Raw genomic sequence first — 20,510 nt, forward strand, 5'->3', positions numbered from 1 at the left:
GGGAGGGCGAGCGGGGGCCGCTGGCCCGGACCGCGTCGCCACCTGTCGGCGCCCCGCTCGGCCTCTACGACGGTCTCACGGGCGTCGCCCACGTCCTGGAACGTGTCCTGGAACGGCTCGGCCACCGGCAGCGGGCCCCGACGTGGTCGAGACGACCCCGAGCGAGCGCCGGCAGAACCTCGCCTCTGACCTGCACGGCGGCCTCGCCGGGCGCGGCTGGTTCGCCATGCCCTGCCGGGGCCGGCTGGCCTTCCCCGGACACCGGGGAGCCCTGACCCGGTACCCGAGGCGGAGCTGCACGCCGCGGCGCGGGCGGGTGGTGGGGCCGACCCCGCTGCTGAAGACGCTCGGCGGGCTGCGGGCGGCGAAATGCGGGCTCCGGGCGACGGTCGATCCGGCTGCCCCGTCGGCGGGTCAGCGGCAACTCGTCGCGCTGACCCGGGCCTGTCTGTCGCCCGCGCCCCTGGTCCTGCTCGACGAGGCGGCCTGCCATCCGGACGCGACGGCGGAGGCACGGGCGGAACGGGCCTTCGCGGCCCGTCCCGGCGGCACGCTGGTGGTCGTCGCGCACCGCATCGGCTCGGCGCGCCGGGCGGACCGGGTCCTCGTCCTGGACGGCCGGCACACGGCCTACGGCACCCAAGAGGAGCTCATGGCCCGCTCGGCGCCGTACCGGGACCTCGTCGGCGGCTTCACCCCGGTGCCCGCCGGGCGCTCAGAGCCAGCCCTCGCCCTGCGAGATACGGATGGCCTCGATGCGGTTGCGGGCCCCGGTCTTGCGGGTGATGGCCGCCATGTAGTTGCGCACGGTCCCGCTCGACAGATGCAGGCTCCCGGCTATCTCCGCGATCGAGGCGCCCTCGGCGGCGAGGGACAACACGCTCAGCTCTCTTCGGGTCAGCGGCATCTGCGCCGCCTTGAGGAACCCGAAGCCCAGCGAGTCGTTGACGAAGCGTTCGCCCTGGGCGACCCGCCGGATGCCGTCGACCAGGTTCTCCGGCGAGCCCTCCTTGTCGACGTAGCCGAGCGCCCCCACCTCGACCGCCCGCTTCAGCAGTCCGGGCCGGTTCGCGGTGGCAAGGACCAGCAGCCTCGGGTGCACCGGATCGGGGCCGCGCACGCACAGCTCGCCGAGCGGCGGGATGCCGTACGAGTCCGAACACTCCAGATCAGCGGCGCAGACGTCCGGCCGCAGGGATTTCACATGTGCGGAAGCGCTCCCCCAAGGACTGTCGAAAACATTGAGGTCGGGCTCCCGGCACAGCCACTCCGCCAGGACCGACCGCACTAAACACACGTCGTGCACCAGAAGCACCGTGATCACTACCGCCCCTTCAACCCATGTCGCCGCCGGTTCTCGGTGTTGAGCGCGTGTCCCATTCTTCGCGGCCCTCACACCTCCTGCGTGCGCAGAACCGGCCATCGGGGTGCGCGGGGGCGCACACCCGGCTCTCGCGCCCCACCGCGCGCATCGACTGTAGGGGCATGGGTTCGCGCCATCGGGGTACCACGCGCGCCTCCCCATGCCAGGGCGTCCATGCCCGCGCCGAATCCTCGCCGCCGAGGGCTCTCGCCGTGCGCGATGAGCCGTCAAGGGGCAGATTTGACCTCTGGGACCCGTCGCCCAGCCGTGCGAGGAGGTGGTCGGCGTGTCCGACGGGCAACCGTCCCACCAGGCACCGGCGACCGCCAGGACGCGGGTCGGTCGTCCGCTGCTGTCGCTCGCGCTGGCCTCGATGATGGACGAGGTGCACGCGCACTCCGGCGCGGTCTATCTGCTGGCGCCGCAGGAGCCGGTCCTGGAGATGGCGGTGATGGCGGGGCTCCCCCGGGCGTTCGCGGCGCCCTGGGAGCGGGTGGGGCTGAGCGCGCCGATCCCGGTGGCCGACGCACTGCGCGAACGGCGGCTGGTCTGGGTGGGCGGCGAGGAGGAGATGGCCCGTCTGTATCCGCGGATCTCCGTCGTGCTGCCCTATCCCTTCTCGCTCGCGGCGCTGCCGGTGGCCACCGAGTCCACGGCGTACGGCGCGGTCTTCGTGACCTGGCCGGGATCGCACCCGCCCGAGCTGTCGGACCGGGAGCGCACCCATCTGAGCGCCGCCTGCGACCGGCTCGCCGCCCGGCTGGCCCGCGCCCTGGAGGAGAGCGTTCCGCTGCTGCCGGAGCCCGATCTGCTCGCCGCCCCCGTCGTCACGGGCGCCGCCGGCACCCTCGGCACGGTCGAGTCGGCGCGGATGGTGGCCCGGCTGCCGTACGGGCTCTGCTCGCTCGACCTGCACGGCCGGATCTCGTTCGCCAACGCGGCGGCGGCCGAGCTGATCGGCGCACCGGTGAGCCAGTTGCTGGGCACCCAGCTGTGGGCGTCGGTGCCGTGGCTCAACGACCCGGTCTACGAGGACCGGTACCGGGCCGCGCTGTTCAGTCAGCAGACCACCTCGTTCGTGGCGCTGCGCCCGCCCGGCGACTGGCTGTCGTTCCGGCTGTACCCGAGCACCAGCGGGCTCACCGTCCGGATCACCCGGGCGCGGGCGGTGACCGAGATGAACCGCGCGCACCGCCCGACGGCCGGCGACACCCCGTCCCGGCTGGTCACCATCTCCCAGGTGCTGAGCCTGGCCGGTGCGCTCACCGAGGCGGTGAGCGTGCAGGACGTCGTCCAGCTGGTCGCGGACGAGATCGCCCCCGCGGTGGGCAGCCAGGCCCTGGTGGTGCTCGGTTCCCGGGCGGGCCGCCTCCATGTGCTGGGCCACCAGGGCTATCCCGACGCGCGCGTGGTGGAGCGGTTCGACGGGCTGCCCCTGCTGGAGCGGACCCCCGGCACCCAGGCGCTGACCACCGGGGTGCCCGCGTTCTACGAGAACGAGCAGGAGTTGCAGCGGCTGTACCCGGCGCGCCAGGCCACGCCCGACGGGTTCGCCGCCTGGGCCTATCTGCCGCTGATCGCCTCCGGCCGTCCGGTGGGCACCCTGGTGCTCGCCTACGCCGAGCCGCACCCCTTCGCCGCCGACGAGCGGGCGGTCCTGACGAGTCTGGGCGGGCTGATCGCGCAGGCGCTGGAGCGGGCGGTGCTCTACGACGCCAAGCACCACGTCGCCCATGGCCTCCAGGCGGCGCTGCTGCCGCACTCGCTGCCGCTGCTGCCCGGCATCGACGCGGCGGCCCGCTATCTGCCGGCCACTCAGGGCATGGACATCGGCGGCGACTTCTACGATCTGGTGCCCGCGCAGGGACAGGCCGCGGCGGTGATCGGGGACGTGCAGGGACACAACGTGACGGCAGCCGGCCTGATGGGCCAGATCCGCACGGCAGTACGGGCGTACACGACCGTCGGGCAGCCGCCCGGGGAGGTCATGCGCAGCACCAACCGGCTGCTGATCGATCTGGGCGCCGATCTCTTCGCGAGCTGTCTGTATCTGCGGCTCGACCCGGAGCACGGGCGGGCCGTGATGGCCCGGGCGGGGCATCCGCCGCCGCTGCTGAGACGGCCGGACGGGCGGGTACGGGTGCTCGACCTGGCCGGGGGGCCGCTGCTGGGCATCGACGGCTCGGCCACCTACCAGACGACGGAGGTCGATCTCGCCCCCGGATCCGTCCTCGTCCTGTACACCGACGGGCTGATCGAGTCACCGGGCACCGACATCGAGGACGCGCTCGCCGATCTCGGGCGGGTGCTCGCACAGGCGGGTGATCTGCCGCTGGACGAGCTGGCCGACCTCCTGGTGGAGTCCTGCGCGACGCCCCGGGGCCGGATCGACGACGTGGCGGTGCTGTTGCTGCGGGCCCGGGGCTAGGCGGTCGACGCGCGGACCCGGGTCCGCGAATGGCCGGCCCTCCCGCCGAAGGGCCGGCCACCCGGGCTCATGCGGTGACGCGGGGTCAGTGCGTCTCGGTCAGGCCGGAGTCGTCGGCTTCGCCGGCACCGGCGTCCTCACCGGCACCGGCCTCTTCGCCCGCACCGGCGTCCTCGCCCGCGCCCGCCTCTTCGCCTGCACCGGCGCCCGCTCCCTCACCGGCTCCGGCCTCCTCACCGACGCCCGCCTCCTCACCGACGCCTGCTTCCTCGCCCGCGCCGGCCTCGCCGCCCGCCGCGTCACCCGCGCCGAGGGTCGCACCGACCGCTTCCAGCGCGGTCGTGACCGGCTGGAAGAAGGTCTCGCCGCCCACCGTGCAGTCGCCGCTGCCGCCCGAGGTCAGACCGATCGCGAGACCGTCCTGGGTGAAGAGCGAGCCGCCGCTGTCGCCGGGTTCGGCGCAGACGTCGGTCTGGATGAGCCCGGTGACGGTGCCCTCGGGGTAGTTGACGGTGGCGTCGAGACCGAGGACCTGACCGTCGCTCAGCCCGGTGGTGCTGCCCATCCGGATGACCTGGAGGCCGACCTCGGCCTCCGCGGCCTGGCTGATCTGAACGGTCTGGCCGCCGCCGACGTTGACCTCGCTCGGTGCCTCGGTGGCCGGGTCGTCGTACTTAACCAGGGCGAAGTCGCCCGCGCCGGGGAAGGTGGCGGTGGCCGCGTCGACGGTGGCGATCGGCGCGCCGCCCTGGGCGTCGGACCACTCGGCGGCGGCGACCCCGCAGTGACCCGCCGTCAGGAAGGCCGGGGTGCCGTCTCCCGCGGTGACGTTGAAGCCGGCCGAGCAGCGGGCACCGCCCGCGAAGATGGCGTCGCCGCCGGAGAGGAAGGTCTTGAAGGTGCCCTGGGACTTCTTGATGGTCGCCATGCCGGAGCCGAGGCTCTGCACGGTCGACTCCAGCCGGTCCCACTTGGCGCCGGTGACGGTGCTGTCGGCGGTGACCAGGATCTTGTTGGTCCGCGGGTCGACGGCCCAGGCGGTGCCCGGGATGGTCGCCTCGGACTTCAGGGTCTGCGCGCCGGCGTCCAGTTCGGACAGGCTGTTGTCGACCTCGCGGACCTTCGCGCCCGCCTTCTTGGCCTGCACGATGACGTTGTTGTTGTCACCGGGGATGACATTGACGACCAACTGCCGGCTGTCGGCGTCGTAGTACGAACCGGCGAAGGCGTCGCCGAGCAGTCCGGCGAGCTGGGAGGCGAGGTCCGAGGCGTCCGCCGCCTTCAGGGTCCGGGGCGCCGCGGAGTCGTCCGAGGCGCCGTCCTGGGACGCGTTGGCCTGGGGCAGCAGGATGGCCGCCGCTCCGAGCGCCGCCACACCGCCCGCCGCTATCGCGGCCTTGCGCTTCGGCATTCGCTTGTGACTCAACCTTCTCGACCTCCTGGGGGGACGGGGTCCGTGCCGCCTTGTGTGCGACGGCTGTTCGGGGCGCCTGGATGGCCAGTGGTACGCACGGGTCGCACGGGGCGTTCAATTCTGCGGGCGCGCGCCCCGGTCGCCACGCCGATTCGGCCAAGGGCCGCGTCCCGGTGGCCGGGCCCGGGAACAATCCCCCCATGACGATGACCACGGCCGAAGCCGACAAGATCCTCGCCGACAACTTCGCCGCCTGGGTCCTCGAACTGGGGCTCACCGTGGAGGGGCTGGACGACCGTCGCGCGGTCCTGCGGCTGCCCTGGTCGGAACGGCTGGCCCGGGAGGGCGGGGCGATGTCGGGGCAGGCCCTGATGGCGGCGGCCGACACCGCGACGGTGATCGCCGTGTCGGCGGCGCGCGGGGCCTACGGGCCGATGACGACGGTGCAGCAGTCGACCTCGTTCCAGCGGGCGGTGTCCGGATCGGATGTCCTGATCGAGGCGGTGGTCACCAAGCTGGGCCGCCGGATGGCGTTCGTCGACATCGCGATGACCGACGGCACCACGGGCGAGATCGCGGCCCGCGCGAGCACGGTCTACGCGCTTCTGGGCTGACACGCTCCGCATCGGGCCGGTGACATTCCGCTGAAGACCCAGAGCGGAATCTCAGCTTCAGCGAATCTGCACATCGAATGCCCAAGCAGGTCACGGGAGACCGGACTCCCCCACAACCCGCTACCGCCGGTCACACGATTGGGGCGGGAGTGTCGCTTTCGCCTCCCGCCCCGCAAGAGCGCGCACGCGCCGATGCCGTGACCGATGTGAAGAAGTCGCCGACAAGCCGTGCGCGGCCCGTCACCGTTGACCGCCTCTGCGGCTCAAGTGCCCAGGTGAGGGGCTTGGTTGATTGGAAGCGCGCACCGGCTGCGTGCTTTGATCCATCGCACCGCGGGGGCCGCTGCGGCACCCGGAACCGGGCGCCGGGCGCCTGCGGTCGCGGCCGTCATCTGTCCCCAGAGGGGGCCGCTCCCCCCTTGTGAAATACCCCTACGAAGGGAAGTTCCATCATGAACTCCACCCCCCAGGTTGAGACCGTCGAGATCTCCGACGCCGAGCTGGACAACGTCTCCGGCGGCCTTTCCGTGAACGCCCTCGGCACCGTCACCGGCCTGGTGGACGGCATTGCCCCGGTTTCCGGCCTGGTCAACACGGTCGTCGGCACGGTCGAGGGCGCCACCGGCCTGAACACCGCCCCCGTCACGAACCTGGTCGCCGGTCTCTGATCGCGCCTTGTGTGACGTCGAGTCCCGGAGCCGCCCCCCGGCTCCGGGCTCTTCGGGTGCCACCGCACCCCCGTATGCCGCCTCAAGCTCTCCCGCACAGGTGAGGGAAGTCCCTTGCAGTTCCGCCAACAGGCCCTCGCCAAGCTCCAGTCGCCGGAGGAGCTCGATCTTCCGGTGCGTTTCGCCCGTCCGCAGGGCTGGCTCACGCTCTCCGTGACGATCGTCGTCATGGCGGCGGCCTCCGTATGGGCGGTGACCGGATCGGTCGCCTCCACCGTCGGCGCACCCGCGATCCTCACCCACGGGCAGGGCAGTTACCTCCTGCAGAGTCCGGTCGCGGGCCAGGTCACCGCCGTCCTCGCCGAGCAGGGCGAGCGGCTGCCCGCCGACTCCCCCGTCCTGAAGGTCCGTACGGCCGACGGCGACACGATCGTGCGCACGGTCGCCGCGGGCCGGGTCACCGCGCTCGCCGCCACCATCGGGCAGATCATCCGGGCCGGCGCCGACGTCGCCGCGGTGGAGAAGGTGACGCACGCGAAGGATCCGCTGTACGCGACGGTGTACGTCCCCGCCGGGAACGCGGCCGCCATCCCCGACGGCGCCGCCGTCGACCTCACCGTCCAGTCGGTGCCCACCGAGCAGTACGGCGTGCTGCGCGGCCGGGTGACGTCGGTGGACCGCAGCGCCCAGTCCGCGCAGTCCATCGCCGCCTTCCTCGGCGACAGCCAGCTCGGCGAACAGTTCACGAAGGACGGCAGGCCGGTGGCGGTGCTCGTGCGGCTGGAGGCGTCCAAGGACACGAAAAGCGGTTACCGGTGGTCGTCCGCGGACGGCCCGCCCTTCGCCCTCACCTCGATGACCCTGGCCGACGCCTCGGTCCGGCTCGCCGACGAGCGTCCCGTCGACTGGCTGCTGCCGTGAGCGCCGCCCAGGACACCCGGGGCCGCCGCCGCGCCGCCCCGCCGAAGAGACCCGTGCCCAAGGGCGGGGCGAAGACGGTCCGTACGCCCACGGTGCTCCAGATGGAGGCCGTGGAGTGCGGCGCCGCCTCCCTCGCGATGGTCCTCGGCCACTACGGCAAGCACGTCCCGCTGGAGGAGCTGCGCATCGCCTGCGGTGTCTCCCGCGACGGCTCACGCGCCAGCAACCTCCTGAAGGCCGCGCGCAGTTACGGCCTCACGGCCAAGGGCATGCAGATGGACACGGCCGCCCTCGCCGGGGTGCGGACCCCGGCCGTGCTCTTCTGGGAGTTCAACCACTACGTCGTCTACGACGGCATGGGGCGCCGCTTCGGCCGCCGCGGGGTGTACATCAACGACCCCGGCAAGGGCCGCCGTTTCGTGCCCATGGAGGACTTCGACGGCAGCTTCACCGGAGTCGTGCTGGTGATGGAGCCCGGCGAGGGCTTCAGCAGGGGCGGCCGCAAGCCGGGCGTCCTAGGAGCCATGCCGGCCCGGCTGCGCGGCACCGCGGGCACGCTGCCCGCGGCGGTGCTGGCGAGCCTGCTGCTGGTGGTGGTCGGCGCGGCGGTGCCCGCCCTCAGCCGTACCTATATCGACATGTTCCTGATCGGCGGCCAGACCTCCCTGCTCGGCGTGCTGTTCGCGTCGATGGGGGCGTCCGTCCTGCTCACGGTGGTCCTGACCTGGCTGCAACAGGCCAACCTGCTGCACGGCCGGATCATCTCCTCCACTCTCTCCAGCGCCCGCTTCCTGCGCCATCTGCTGCGCCTGCCGGTGACGTTCTACTCCCAGCGCAGCCCGGCCGACCTGGTGCAGCGCCTGCAGTCCAACGACGCGGTGGCCGAGACCCTGGCCCGCGACCTGGCGGCGGCGGGCGTGGACGCGGTGGTCGTCGTCCTGTACGCGCTGCTGCTGTACACCTACGACCCCCAGCTCACCGTCGTCGGCATCGGGGTCGCGCTGCTGAACATCGTGGCGATGCGGGTGGTGATCCGGCTGCGCGCGACACGCACGGCGAAGCTGCGCGCCGACAGCGCCCGGCTCACCAACACCGCCTACACCGGCCTGCAGCTGATCGAGACGATGAAGGCGACCGGCGGCGAGGACGGCTACTTCCGCAAGTGGGCCGGGCAGCACGCCACCACCCTGGAGGAACAGCAGCGCCTCGGGGTGCCGAGCGCCTGGCTCGGCGTGGTCGCGCCCACGCTGGCGACCCTGAACAGCGCGCTGATCCTGTGGATCGGCGGCATGCGCGCCGTCGAGGGCCATATCTCCGTCGGTCTGCTGGTCGCGTTCCAGGCCCTGGTCACCCGCTTCACCGCCCCGCTGACCCGTCTCAACGGCGTCGCGGGCCGCATCCAGGACTTCGCGGCCGACGTGGCCCGCCTGAAGGACGTGGAGAACTTCCGGGCGGACCCGCTCTACGACCGCCCCGGCGGCGCCGACTCCACGCGCAGGCTGCACGGGCACGTGGAGCTGCAGAACATCACCTTCGGCTACAGCCCGCTGGACAAGCCGCTGCTGACGGGGTTCGACCTCACGGTCGGTCCCGGTCAGCAGGTCGCCCTGGTCGGCGGCTCGGGCAGCGGAAAGTCCACCGTGTCCCGGCTCATATCGGGCCTGTACACGCCCTGGGAGGGCGTGATCCGCATCGACGGACAGCGCCTGGAGGACATTCCGCGCGGCGCGCTCGCGTCCTCCGTCTCCTTCGTGGACCAGGAGGTGTTCCTCTTCGAGGGCACCGTCCGCGACAACGTGGCGCTGTGGGACCCCTCCGTCCCGGACGACGCGGTGACCGAGGCCCTGCGGGACGCGGCCCTGTACGACGTGGTCATGCGCCGCCCCGGCGGCATCCGCAGCAAGGTCGAGCAGGACGGCCGCAACTTCTCCGGCGGCCAGCGCCAACGCCTGGAGATCGCGCGGGCGTTGGTGCGCCGGCCCAGCATCCTCGTCCTCGACGAGGTCACCAGCGCGCTGGACGCGGAGACCGAGCAGACGGTGATGGACAACCTGCGCAAGCGCGGCTGCGCCTGTGTGGTCATCGCGCACCGGCTGAGCACCGTGCGCGACAGCGACGAGATCGTCGTACTGGAGCACGGCACGATCGTGGAGCGCGGCCGGCACGAGGACCTCGTCGCGCGCGGCGGTGCCTACGCGACTCTGGTCAGGGAGCGGTGAGATGACTGCCGTGCACGAGGGCGACCTCGTCCTGAACGCCCTGGGTTCGCTGGGCGGCCGGATCGACTGCGCCGGCTTCAGCCGGCTCGACCTCGAAGGCCCGCAGGTGCTGTGGCTGGTGGCGTCAGGCGCCGTGGACCTGTTCGCGGTGGACGCCGGGCAGCAGGGCCACTGGCACCATCTGGGCCGTCTGGAGGCGGGCTCGCTGCTGCTCGGGCCGGTCGCCGGACCGCAGCACACACTCGTCGCCCGGCCTCTGCGCGACTGCGTCGTGCACCGCATCGGCCTGCGCGAGCTGTACCAGCCGGCCCCCGCCCAGACCTGGTCCTACGACGCGTACGGCAACCCGCAGTACGTCCCGCCGACGACGAGCCCGCTGGAGTACGCCCTCGCCCTCGGCGTCGGCCGGGGCCTGTCCGTCCTCTTCCAGGCGCCGATGGCCACCCAGGGCGCCGCCGACCTCACCGACGACGACGTCCTGTGGATGCAGGTCCCGCCCGGCAGCGTCCAGTACGGCTCCCTGTACGGCCAGGAAGCAGCCGCCGACCTGCTGATGGACCCGGCGGTCTGGCAGTCCATGGTCGACCAGCAGTACCGCCTGCTGACCACCCTGGACCGCTGGATCGAGCAGCTGGAGCGCACCCACGAGACACGCACCGCGCAGGGCATCAGGGCCGGTGAGGCGGTGCGCGCCCAGGCCGACCGGACACTGCTGGCGTCGATCGGCGGGCGCGGCGCCAAGCGGGCCACGGCCGCCGACGCGGACGCCTGCTACGCCGCCTGCGCGCTGGTCGCCGAGGCGGCCGGGATCACGCTGGCCGAGCCCGCGCAGAGCGGCACCGAGAGCGACCGGCTCGACCCGGTCGAGCGGATCGCCATCGCCTCCCGCGTCCGCACCCGGGCGGTCCGCCTCGATGGCCGCTGGTGGCGGGAGAACGTCGGCCCACTGGTGGGCCACCGGGCCCTGTCCGGGGCGCCGGTGGCGCTGCTGTGGCGGCGCGGCGGGTATGTCGCCGTGCACCCGGCGACGGGCCGCGAGACACCGGTCGAGAAGGCCAACGCCGAGGAGTTCGAGCCGCGCGCGGTGATGTTCTACCGGCCGCTGCCCGATCGTCCGCTCGGCCCGCTGCGCCTGCTCAGGTTCTGCCTGCGCGGCACCGCGGGGGATCTGACGAACCTGCTGCTGAGCGGTTTGGTGACGGTCGCGATCGGGGCACTGGTGCCGGTCGCGACCGGCAAGGTGCTCGGCCAGTTCGTGCCGAGGGCGCAGACGGACCTGATCGTGCAGGTGTGTCTGGCGGTGATGGTCAGCAGTGTGGTGGCCGCCGCCTTCATGCTGCTGCAGAACCTGACGATCCTGCGCCTGGAGGGCCGGATCGAGGCGATCCTCCAGCCGGCCGTCTGGGACCGGCTGCTGCGGCTGCCGACGAAGTTCTTCACCGAGCGGTCCACCGGTGAGCTGGCGAGCGCGGCCATGGGCATCAGCGCGATCCGCCGCCTGCTGGCGGGGGTCGGCCCCACGGTCGCCCAGTCGGTCACCGTCGGCGCGATGAACCTGGGGCTGCTGCTGTGGTTCAGCGTCCCGATGGCGCTCGCGGCGATCGGCATGCTGGTGGTCATCGCCGCGGTGTTCCTGGGGCTCGGGCTGTGGCAGGTGCGCTGGCAGCGGCGTCTGGTGGTGCTCGGCAACAAGCTGAACAACCAGGCGTTCCAGACCCTGCGCGGACTGCCCAAGCTGCGGGTGGCCGCCGCCGAGAACTACGCCTACGCCGCCTGGGCCGCGCAGTTCGCCCGCAGCCGCGAACTGCAGCAGAAGGTCGGCCGGATCAGGAACCTCACCGCGGTGCTGGGCGCCGTCTACCTCCCGCTGTGCACCCTGCTGATGTTCATGCTGCTGGCGGGCCCGGCGCGCGGCTCGATGTCGGCGGCGGCGTTCCTCACCTTCAACACCTCGGTGACGATGCTGCTGACCTCGGTCACCCAGATCACCGGCGCGTTCGTGTCGGCGGTGGCCGCGCTGCCGCTGTTCGAGGAGATCAAGCCGGTGCTGGACGCGACCCCGGAGGTCCGCGCGGCGAGCACCCGCCCCGGCCCGCTGACCGGCGCGATCGAGGCCCGCCGTCTGTCCTTCCGCTACTCCGACGACGGCCCCCTGGTCCTGGACGACGTCTCCTTCTCGGTCCGCCAGGGTGAATTCGTGGCGATCGTCGGCCCGAGCGGCTGCGGCAAGTCGACGCTGCTGCGCCTGCTGATCGGCTTCGACAAGCCGCTCTCCGGCAGCGTCCTCTACGACGGCCAGGACCTGGCCGCGCTCGACCGGTCCGCCGTACGCCGCCAGTGCGGGGTGGTGCTCCAGCACGCGCAGCCGTTCACCGGGTCGATCCTGGACGTCATCTGCGGCACCGAGCCGTACACGCCGGAGGAGGCCATGGCGGCGGCCGAGATGGCCGGGCTCGCCGAGGACATCAAGCGGATGCCGATGGGACTGCACACGATCGTCTCGGGCAGCGGCGCGATCTCCGGCGGCCAGCGGCAGCGCCTGATGATCGCTCAGGCGCTCATCCGCCGCCCGCGGATCCTGTTCTTCGACGAGGCGACCAGCGCGCTGGACAACGAGACCCAGCGCACGGTGATCGAGAGCACCAAGGCGCTCAAGGCGACGCGGATCGTCATCGCGCACCGGCTGTCGACGGTGCTGGACGCGGACCGGGTGATCGTGATGGAGGACGGCAAGGTGGCCCAACAGGGGCCGCCCGCACAGCTCCTGGCGGACACCGGCGGACGCCTGCACGAGCTGGTCCGGCGTCAGCTGGCCTGACGGACCCCGGCACCGACGCGTAACTGGCCGAAGAGGGACCACTGTCCGCAAGGACACAGCGGTTCGTCGTTCGTTCCCGGGGAAAACGGGTACTCACGCCGCCATGCGAATCAGCGTGGTGGATGTGGGCTCCAATACGGTGCGCCTGGTGGTGGCGGACGCCGAGGACGGCGTACCGCTCCCGGTGCACACCGCCAAATGGCGACTACGGCTGTCCCAGCACGTCAGACCGGGGGACGCGATTCCGGAGGAGGCGGTCGAACGGCTGGTCGGCGCGGTCGCCGAGGCGAGCAGAACCGCGGCCCGGTGGCGGGCGACCGATCCCGTGGCCTTCGCCACGGCCGTGGTGCGGGCCGCACCGAACCGGCGCGAGGTCCTGGGTACCGTCCGGGCTCGCACCGGAGTGGACCTGTGCACCCTGCCCGGCGAGCTGGAGGCCGAGCTGACGTTCCTCGGGGCGCGGCGGTGGATGGGCTGGCGGTCGGGACCGCTCGCCCTGCTGGACATCGGCGGCGGCACGCTGGAGGTGGCGTTCGGCCGGGGCCGGCTGCCGGACTTCGCGGCCTCCCTGCCGCTCGGCGCGGGACGGCTGACCCATGAGTTCTTCGGCGACGACGATCCGCCCTCGCCCGAGCAGGTGCGGGCACTGCGCCGCAAGGTGCGCCATCAGCTGCGGGACGTCGCGGCCCGGATCCGTTGGGAGGGGCCGCGTACGGCGGTCGCGACCTCGCGGACGTTCCAGCAGCTGGGCCGGTTGTGCGGGGCGGCGCCCGGGCGCGACGGCCCGTTCGTGGAGCGGCTGCTGCACCGACGTGACCTGCGCGGAGCCGTGGAACGGCTGGCCGCGCTGCCCGCGGCCGAGCGCTCCCGGCTGCCCGGCATCTCCGCGCCGCGGGCCGCGCAGAGTTTGGCCGGGGCGGTCATCGCGCACACGACGATGAAACTGACCGGGCTGCGGACGATCACCGTCTGTCCCTGGGCGATCCGCGAGGGAATCCTGCTGCGCCACATCGAGGACGGCGCGTCCTGGTGGACGCAGGTCGCCCGGGCCGGCGAGGAGCCGGCACCGCCCGAGCCGGTGCCGCTGCGCCTCGCGGGCTCGAACGGCATGGCGGGCGTGAGCAGCTGAGAACCGGGACCGGAGAAAGGACCGGGCCCCGGGGAAAGGAGATCCCATGAGCAACGACCGGCACGACTCCCCGGCGGAGTCCGAGACGGCGATGGACGAGGTTCTGCGCGAGGTGTCCGAGGCGCAGCAGCGCACCGGCGACACCGCGGACCCGGCGCGGCGACACCGCCGTACGGGTGAGGCCGCCGACGCCATCACCCCGAACACCCGGGCCCAGGAGGAATCCGAGGGCGACTGAGGAATCCCGCAAAACCACTCCGCGCGGGGCGCGCCACTCCGTAATGGTTCTGGGACGGATGGCCGCGCCCCGCGCGGGTACCCGGCACGCATGCCACACCAGCACGACACACCACGCCTGCCCGCCGCCCGCGGCCCGGTCTCGGACGCCGTGATCCGGTATCTGCGGGGAACGGGCCCCCGCCCCGAGGAGGGCGACCTGGCGAGCGCCGACGTCTACGGCGACGATCTCCAGCTCGCCCTGTACGTCTGCTACGAGCTGCACTACCGCGGTTTCGCCGGCGTGTCCGCCGACCGCGAGTGGGACCCCGACCTGCTGCGGACCCGGGCGGCGCTGGAGCACCGCTTCGAGTCCGCCCTGCGCGCGGACACCCCCACCCACGACGGCGTCCCGGAGGCGGTCGACGAGCTGCTCGTCGAGCCGGTCGACGGCACGGGCGTCTCCTTCTTCCTGCGCGACGAGGGCGAGCTGTGGCACTTGCGCGAGTACGCGGCGCTGCGCTCCCTGTACCACCTCAAGGAAGCCGACCCGCACGCCTGGGTGCTGCCCCGGCTGCGGGGGCGGGCCAAGGCGGCGATGGCGGCGGTCGAGTTCGACGAGTTCGGCGGCGGCCGTGCCGAGCGGGTGCATGCCCGTCTCTTCGCCGACCTGATGACGGACCTCGGCCTGGACACGACGTACGGCCACTACCTGGACGCGGCGGACGCCGAGACGCTGGCCACGGTCAACATGATGTCCCTGTTCGGTCTGCACCGAAGGCTCAGGGGCGCCCTCGTCGGCCACTTCGCCGCCGTGGAGATCACCTCGTCGCCCGGTTCCCGACGGCTGGCGGAGGCGATGCGCCGCACGGGCGCCGGACCCGCCGCCGAGCACTTCTACGACGAGCACGTCGAGGCGGACGCGGTGCACGAGCAGATCGTCCGGCACGAGGTCATCGACGGTCTGCTGGCCGACGAGCCGCACCTGGCGCCCGACATCGCCTTCGGCATCGACGTCACCGTCCATCTGGAGGACCGGCTCGGCGAGCGGCTGCTCGCCCACTGGCGCGCCGGCCGGTCGGCGCTGCGCCAGCCGCTGGACACCGACCGACCGCTCCCGCGGAATTCCGAAACCTCCCTTATCTCCTGAATGTCGGGGTACTCGAGCGCTGTGAATTTTCTGGTGCTACCGGGCGTCTACGCCCCACAGGAGGACACCGAGCTGCTGGCCGGTGCCCTGGCCGACGAACCGCTGCCGACCGGCGCCGAGGTCCTCGAAGTGGGAACCGGCTCCGGCGCTCTGGCCCTCAAGGCGGCACGGCGCGGCGCGCGCGTGACCGCGGTGGACGTGTCGTTGCGGGCCGTGTGCACAGCACGGCTGAACGCCTGGCGGAGCCGCCTCCCGGTGCGCTTCCTGCACGGCGACCTCTTCGAGCCCGTCCGCGGACAGTCCTACGACCTCATCCTGGCCAATCCGCCATACCTGCCGACCCCCGCGGCCGACGCCGAGCCGCGCGGCAGCGCCCGGGCCTGGGACGCAGGCCACGACGGCCGGCTGATCCTGGACCGCATCTGCCGGGAGGCGCCCGCACTGCTCCGGCCCGGCGGGGTCCTGCTGATCGTGCATTCCTCGCTCAGCGGACCCGACCGGACCGTGCAGTGGCTGCGGGAGGCCGGGCTCAAGGCCGCCGTGTCCCGGCGGTGCCGGATCCCGTTCGGGCCGGTGCTGCGCACCCGAGAGGAGTGGCTGCGGCAGCGGGGGCTGCTGTCCGCCACCGACGAACAGGAAGAGCTGGTGGTCGTCCGTGCCGAACGCGCCGTCTGAACCGCCCCGCCGGGCGAAGGTCCAACGCGGGGGCCCGCTGCTGCTGGAAGGGCCCGTGGAGATCGAGCTGGAGGACGGCAGCACCGTCGTCTCCGACCGCTTCCGGGTCGCCCTGTGCACCTGCCGGCGCAGCCGGCGCTATCCCTGGTGCGACACCAGCCACCGCCGGAAGGCATGACTTTCCCGCCCACCGATGAGTTCCGGGGGCGCATGGGGTCCACCCCTTCGTAAGGCACACGCGTCAGCCTGGCCACCCGTCCGCCGTGCGCAGCCGACGGGCCGGTGCCAGGCTGACGGGAACGGACCTGCGAAGGGAAACCTCATGATCACCACCGACCCCGTCCACGGCGTGCCCTGTTTCCTCGACCTCGGTGCCCCTGACGTGCAGGCCGCCGCGGCCTTCTACGGCCGCGTGCTCGGCTGGGAGTACGAGGCCATGCAGGGCGGCGAGGAGATGGAAGGCTCCGAGGACATGGAAGGCGGGATGTTCCGCAAGGACGGCAAGGTCGTCGCCGGCCTGGGCAAGCTCACCGAGGAGGGCGCCCGCTCGGCCTGGATGATCTACTACAACGTCACCGACGCGGACGCCACCACGCAGGCCGTCGAGAAGGCGGGCGGCACGGTCCGGACGGCCCCCAGGGACCTCGGCGAGTGGGGCCGGATGGCCCAGCTCAGCGACCCGCTCGGCGGCCAGTTCGCCATCTGGCAGCCCGGCACGGACGGCGGCGTGGAACTGGTGGACGCCCCGGGCGCGCTGTCGTGGACCGAGCTCTACACGAGCGACGCCGAGGGCGCGAAGAAGTTCTACGGCGACGTCTTCGGCTGGTGGTACAGCGACATGGAACTGCCGGGCGGCGGCGGCACGTACTCCCTGATCACCCCGGCGGACCTGCCGGAGGAGCGGATGCAGGGCGGCATCATGGGCCTGTCGAAGGAGGATCTCGCCCTGGCGGGCGGGAAGCCGTACTGGCACCCGGTCTTCGACGTCGAGGACTGCGACGCCGCGGTCGCCCAGGTCACCGGGAACGGCGGCAGTGTGCAGATGGGCCCCGAGGACGCGGAGGGCGTGGGCCGGCTCGCGGTCTGCGTGGACCCGGCGGGCGCGGACTTCGTGGTGCTCACCCCCGTCAAGAGCTGAACACGAGGTGCCGGCCGGGCGGCCCCACTCCGCCCGGCCGGCCCCCGATACGAGATCGCAGGCCATGTGACAGGACTCCGCACTCCCCAGTCACGGGCCACTGCACATGATCACGCCGACCATGCGATCCCGGTCCCTCAGAACGCGAAGACGCTCGCTCCGAGGGAGCTCTTCACGCACTCGTTGGAAAAGGTCCGCTCGTAGGAGACGCGCTCTCCGCGCCAGACGCCGTCGACCGTGACGACGACGGGGTCGTACTCCCTGGTACACAGCATGTCGTCGTCGCTCGTGAGCGCGTCGAAGTCGCCTTGGGCCGCGCGCAGTTCGGCGCAGGCCGGGCCGGCCGCCGGGTGCGTACCGGAGGGCGCGGGCGTGCAGACGAGGGTGACGGCGCGCTCCGGGGCGGCGAGTGCCGCACTCTCACCGTGCGCCACGGTGAGCACGAGCGCGGAGGGGGCGTAGAGCGAGCCGGGCGCGTTGCCGGGGGCCGCGGGGGCGGCTCCGGCGAGGGGGCCGCAGACGGCTGCCGCCGTCAGGCCGAGGGTTGCTGTCCAGCGCGCGGTGTTCCGCATTGTGTGCATCCTTCCGCTCGAATCGGGGGTGTGCCGGAACCCGCCCGATCGGGCCGGAACCGGCGACCGCGAGTCTGCCGAGTCCGCCGCCGGAACACACATCGACCCCATGTGTTTCAGTAACCTTGCGTATTGAATCAGTGGCGTGAAGTAACGGAGTTCGAACGTTCCAACCCCGGGAACAGGCGGTTCTTGATCGCCCGAAGCAGCCAACTGGCCGAATCCCCTGCGTTCTTTAATAGGCCTGAAACATTCCGATTCCGACCTCGGTCGATCACTTCCTGACATCGACGCCGTGGAGGATTCATCCACTGACGCAGCGAAAGATGGATGAACCGTCACCTGATACGGGACCTGACCATGGTCGTACGGTCGGCAGATCCCGGCTTCCCGCCGCCGACCGCACCGCCACCCCGCTGCACCTGTTCCGGCTCGCTTGCGGCGGCGCCAACAACAAGGCGCCCGAGTACGTCGATCCGGCCGCTCCCGACCTCGTCGGCGGTCTACGGGCCCGAGGGCGCGCGGCCGGCCCGCGCCGAGAAGCGGGGAGCGTCACGAACGCCCGATGGAATCTGGTCAATCTCGGCACCGGGCACCGGCCGGTGTTCGCGCGGCCCCGCTCACGACCCCGCGAACTCCCCTCGATCCCGGCGCAGTCCGCGAAGGGAGCCTGACCGGTCACACTTCCGTACTGGTCGGTATGGTCTGCGTACTGCGCGTTCTCAGCGACGAGAGGCGGGACGGACGACATGGCCAAGCACTGGGCCGACTTCCAGTACGAGATCTATCTCAACGGCATGACCGGTGCCGTACCCCGGCTGCCCACCGATCTGACCCGGCTGGAGGAACTGACCGAGCAGCGCCTCGGCCCGGGGCCGGTCGGTTACGTCGCGGGCAGCGCCGGGGACGGCAGTACCGCCCGCGCCAACCGGGCCGCCCTGGAACGCCGCCGGATCGTGCCGCGCATGCTGCGGGACGTGCACGCACGGGACCTGTCCGTCGAGGTGCTGGGCCGCTCCCTGCCCGCCCCGCTGGCGCTGGCCCCGGTCGGCGTGCTGTCGATCATGCACCCGGACGCCGAGCCGGCCGCCGCCCGGGCCGCCGCCGCACAGGGCGTGCCGTACATCCTGTCCTCGGCCTCCAGCACTCCCCTGGAACAGGTCGCCGAGGCCATGGGGGACGCCGAGCGCTGGTTCCAGCTGTACTGGCCCAAGGACCCCGAGGTGGCCCGGAGTTTCCTGGACCGGGCGAAGGCGGCCGGGTACACCGCCCTCGTCGTCACCCTGGACACACCGCTGCTGGCGTGGCGGCCCCGCGACCTGGACCAGGCGTATCTGCCGTTCCTGCACGGGGTGGGCACCGCCAACTACTTCACCGACCCGGCCTTCCTTGCGGGCCTCGCCAAGCCGGTGCACGAGGACCCGAACGCCGCCGTGATGCACTTCGTGGGCATGTTCGCCGACCCCGGCAAGACCTGGCCGGACCTGGCGTTCCTGCGGGAGCACTGGGACGGCCCGATCGTCCTGAAGGGCGTCCTGCACCCCGACGACGCGCGTGCGGCGGCCGACGCCGGGATGGACGGGGTCGTCGTCTCCAACCACGGCGGCCGGCAGGTGGCCGGTTCGATCGCGGCGGCCGACGCGCTGCCCGCGGTGGTGGCGGCGGTCGGTGACCGGCTCACCGTCCTCTTCGACAGCGGGGTCCGCACCGGCGACGACATCGTCAAGGCGCTCGCCCTCGGCGCGCGGGCGGTGCTGATCGGCCGGCCGTACGTGTACGGGCTGGGCCTGGACGGACAGGCCGGCGTCGAGCACGTCATCCGCTGCCTGCTCGCCGAACTGGACCTGACGCTCGCGCTGTCGGGGCACGCGGGCCCGGCCACCCTGAGCCCGGCCGACCTGGCCGAGGAGTCCGTATGACCGCCCCGAGCAACGTCCTCGCCGTCATCTCCGGACACGTCGGCGGCCGGAAGACCGGGGCGGGGCTGGCCACGCTCTTCCCCGCCGAGGTGAACGTCACCGTCGTGGAGAGCGCGGACGAGGACCCGGCCGCCCTGCGCGCCGCCCATGTGATCATCACGGGCCTTGCCCCGGTGACCGCCGAACACCTCGCCGCCGCACCGGACCTGGAGCTCGTGCAGTGCGCGAGCCACGGCTTCGACTACGTCGATCTGGCCGCCGCCCACGAGCGGGGGGTGCGGGTGTGCAACATCGGCTCCAGCGGCGCCGAGGCACAGAACGTCGCCGAGCAGACCTTCGCTCTGATGCTCGCCCTCGCCAAACAGCTGATCCCCGCCCACACCGCGCTCACCGAAGCCGACTGGGCCCTCCCCCGCCTCCAGCGCTCCCTGACCGAACTGTCCGGCAAGACGCTCGGCATCGTGGGCCTGGGCCAGATCGGCCGCGAAGTCGCCCGCCGCGCGGTGGCCTTCGACATGACCGTCGTCTACGCCGGGCGCACCAGGGCCGACGCCGGGACGGAAGCCCGGCTCGGCGGCGCCCGCCACCTCCCGCTCGACGACCTGCTGCGCACCTCGGACTACGTCTCCCTGCACGCCCCGCTCACCGACGGCACCCGGCACCTCCTGAACGCCACGCGGCTGGCGCTGCTGAAGCCGACGGCGTTCGTGGTGAACACCGCGCGGGGCGCCCTGATCGACCAGGACGCCCTCGCCGACGCCCTGGAGAGGGGCGCCCTGGCCGGGGCGGGCATCGACGTATTCGATCCCGAACCACCCACCCCGGCCCTGCGGTTGCTGCGCGCGCCGAACGTGGTGCTCTCCCCGCACGCCGGCGGCGTCACCCGCGAGACCCTGGTGCGCATCGGCCTGGCCGCCGTGCGGAACGTGACCGGGTTCCTGTCGGGCGAGCCGCCCCGGGACCTGGTCAGTCGGCCCTGAGCTCGGGCGCGGCCACCGACAGCGGGTCCGGATGCGCCGACCGGCCCGGATCCGCGAACCAGCGCTGGGCGTCCGTGCCGTCCCGGACCTTGACCACGATGTCGGCGCCCGCCGTGCCGTTGGTCGAGGTGAGGGCGAGCCGTTCGTCCCAGCCGGGCAGCAACTCGCCCCGGACGGTCAGGTGGTAGCGCACGTCGTCGGCCCGGTCGTCGTCCTCGTCGGCGCGACTTCCCGGTGGGCCAGGACACAGCCTTCACGGAATGTTTCACGCGCCTGGTCGAGTACG

General features: G+C 72.5%; 19 protein-coding genes and 1 pseudogene. 16 read left to right on the forward strand and 4 right to left on the reverse strand.

The genetic code is table 11. The annotated features are described in order from the left end of the window. Positions 1-2 precede the first annotated feature (2 nt). A pseudogene (locus M8H82_RS07810) lies at positions 3-217 on the forward strand (hypothetical protein); the annotation flags it as partial. A 498-nt stretch (positions 218-715) separates the two neighbouring features. Here the strand turns inward: M8H82_RS07810 and M8H82_RS07815 are convergent. Beyond that, positions 716-1,324 carry a response regulator transcription factor gene (locus M8H82_RS07815; protein WP_250071736.1) on the reverse strand — a complete coding sequence of 203 codons (609 nt, stop codon included), beginning with the start codon at positions 1,322-1,324 and terminating at the stop codon, positions 716-718. 316 nt (positions 1,325-1,640) lie between these two features. Between M8H82_RS07815 and M8H82_RS07820 the strand changes: the two genes are divergently transcribed. Next, positions 1,641-3,791, forward strand: a complete 2,151-nt coding sequence (locus M8H82_RS07820) for a SpoIIE family protein phosphatase (RefSeq protein ID WP_250071737.1) — start codon at positions 1,641-1,643, stop codon at positions 3,789-3,791. Between the two features lie 85 nt (positions 3,792-3,876). Here the strand turns inward: M8H82_RS07820 and M8H82_RS07825 are convergent, their stop codons facing one another. Continuing rightward, entirely contained in the window at positions 3,877-5,217 is a 1,341-nt protein-coding gene (locus tag M8H82_RS07825) for a S1 family peptidase (protein ID WP_250071738.1), read from the reverse strand. A gap of 188 nt (positions 5,218-5,405) precedes the next feature. Between M8H82_RS07825 and M8H82_RS07830 the strand changes: the two genes are divergently transcribed. The 11 genes from M8H82_RS07830 to M8H82_RS07880 all read left to right on the forward strand — a co-directional run bounded on the left by M8H82_RS07830 (position 5,406) and on the right by M8H82_RS07880 (position 16,753). Next, entirely contained in the window at positions 5,406-5,819 is a 414-nt protein-coding gene (locus M8H82_RS07830; RefSeq protein ID WP_250071739.1) for a PaaI family thioesterase, read from the forward strand. Between the two features lie 452 nt (positions 5,820-6,271). Beyond that, positions 6,272-6,487, forward strand: coding sequence for a type A2 lantipeptide (locus M8H82_RS07835; protein ID WP_250071740.1), 216 nt, complete (start codon positions 6,272-6,274; stop codon positions 6,485-6,487). Between the two features lie 114 nt (positions 6,488-6,601). After that, positions 6,602-7,408: an HlyD family efflux transporter periplasmic adaptor subunit gene (locus M8H82_RS07840; protein WP_250071741.1), complete on the forward strand. Its 807-nt coding sequence runs from the start codon at positions 6,602-6,604 to the stop codon at positions 7,406-7,408. Further along, a complete protein-coding gene (locus M8H82_RS07845; RefSeq protein WP_250071742.1) occupies positions 7,405-9,627 on the forward strand; it encodes an NHLP family bacteriocin export ABC transporter peptidase/permease/ATPase subunit in 2,223 nt (740 codons plus the stop codon). Before M8H82_RS07840 ends, M8H82_RS07845 begins: the two co-directional genes overlap by 4 nt. Position 9,628: 1 nt before the next feature. After that, positions 9,629-12,445, forward strand: coding sequence for an NHLP bacteriocin export ABC transporter permease/ATPase subunit (locus M8H82_RS07850; RefSeq protein WP_250071743.1), 2,817 nt, complete (start codon positions 9,629-9,631; stop codon positions 12,443-12,445). Positions 12,446-12,548: 103 nt separating this feature from the next. Further along, positions 12,549-13,574, forward strand: a complete 1,026-nt coding sequence (locus M8H82_RS07855) for a Ppx/GppA family phosphatase (RefSeq protein WP_250071744.1) — start codon at positions 12,549-12,551, stop codon at positions 13,572-13,574. A gap of 46 nt (positions 13,575-13,620) precedes the next feature. Further along, complete coding sequence (locus M8H82_RS07860) at positions 13,621-13,812, forward strand: hypothetical protein (protein ID WP_250071745.1); 192 nt, start codon at positions 13,621-13,623, stop codon at positions 13,810-13,812. Positions 13,813-13,902: 90 nt separating this feature from the next. After that, on the forward strand, positions 13,903-14,940 hold the full coding sequence (locus tag M8H82_RS07865) for an iron-containing redox enzyme family protein (RefSeq protein ID WP_250071746.1): 1,038 nt from the start codon (positions 13,903-13,905) through the stop codon (positions 14,938-14,940). Further along, positions 14,941-15,615 carry a HemK2/MTQ2 family protein methyltransferase gene (locus M8H82_RS07870; protein WP_250071747.1) on the forward strand — a complete coding sequence of 225 codons (675 nt, stop codon included), beginning with the start codon at positions 14,941-14,943 and terminating at the stop codon, positions 15,613-15,615. Further along, positions 15,596-15,793 (forward strand): CDGSH iron-sulfur domain-containing protein, encoded by a 198-nt coding sequence (locus M8H82_RS07875; protein WP_250071748.1) that lies wholly within the window; start codon positions 15,596-15,598, stop codon positions 15,791-15,793. The genes M8H82_RS07870 and M8H82_RS07875 overlap by 20 nt, the downstream gene beginning before the upstream one ends. Before the next feature lie 144 nt (positions 15,794-15,937). Next, positions 15,938-16,753, forward strand: coding sequence for a VOC family protein (locus tag M8H82_RS07880; protein WP_250071749.1), 816 nt, complete (start codon positions 15,938-15,940; stop codon positions 16,751-16,753). 137 nt (positions 16,754-16,890) lie between these two features. On the opposite strand, the gene M8H82_RS07885 is transcribed toward M8H82_RS07880, so the two are convergent. Next, the gene (locus M8H82_RS07885; RefSeq protein WP_250071750.1) at positions 16,891-17,325 is read right to left on the reverse strand and encodes a subtilase-type protease inhibitor; all 435 of its coding nucleotides are present in this window, start codon (positions 17,323-17,325) and stop codon (positions 16,891-16,893) included. 326 nt (positions 17,326-17,651) lie between these two features. Between M8H82_RS07885 and M8H82_RS07890 the strand changes: the two genes are divergently transcribed. The 3 genes from M8H82_RS07890 to M8H82_RS07900 all read left to right on the forward strand — a co-directional run bounded on the left by M8H82_RS07890 (position 17,652) and on the right by M8H82_RS07900 (position 20,224). Continuing rightward, positions 17,652-17,999: a hypothetical protein gene (locus M8H82_RS07890; protein ID WP_250071751.1), complete on the forward strand. Its 348-nt coding sequence runs from the start codon at positions 17,652-17,654 to the stop codon at positions 17,997-17,999. 75 nt (positions 18,000-18,074) lie between these two features. Continuing rightward, the gene (locus M8H82_RS07895; RefSeq protein WP_250071752.1) at positions 18,075-19,244 is read left to right on the forward strand and encodes a lactate 2-monooxygenase; all 1,170 of its coding nucleotides are present in this window, start codon (positions 18,075-18,077) and stop codon (positions 19,242-19,244) included. After that, the gene (locus tag M8H82_RS07900) at positions 19,241-20,224 is read left to right on the forward strand and encodes a 2-hydroxyacid dehydrogenase (protein WP_250071753.1); all 984 of its coding nucleotides are present in this window, start codon (positions 19,241-19,243) and stop codon (positions 20,222-20,224) included. Before M8H82_RS07895 ends, M8H82_RS07900 begins: the two co-directional genes overlap by 4 nt. Here M8H82_RS07900 and M8H82_RS07905 read toward each other — a convergent pair. After that, positions 20,211-20,417: a hypothetical protein gene (locus tag M8H82_RS07905; RefSeq protein WP_374211630.1), complete on the reverse strand. Its 207-nt coding sequence runs from the start codon at positions 20,415-20,417 to the stop codon at positions 20,211-20,213. The genes M8H82_RS07900 and M8H82_RS07905 overlap by 14 nt on opposite strands. Positions 20,418-20,510 lie beyond the last annotated feature (93 nt).

The organism is Streptomyces sp. YS415 (assembly GCF_023544665.1).
GTDB lineage: Bacteria > Actinomycetota > Actinomycetes > Streptomycetales > Streptomycetaceae > Streptomyces.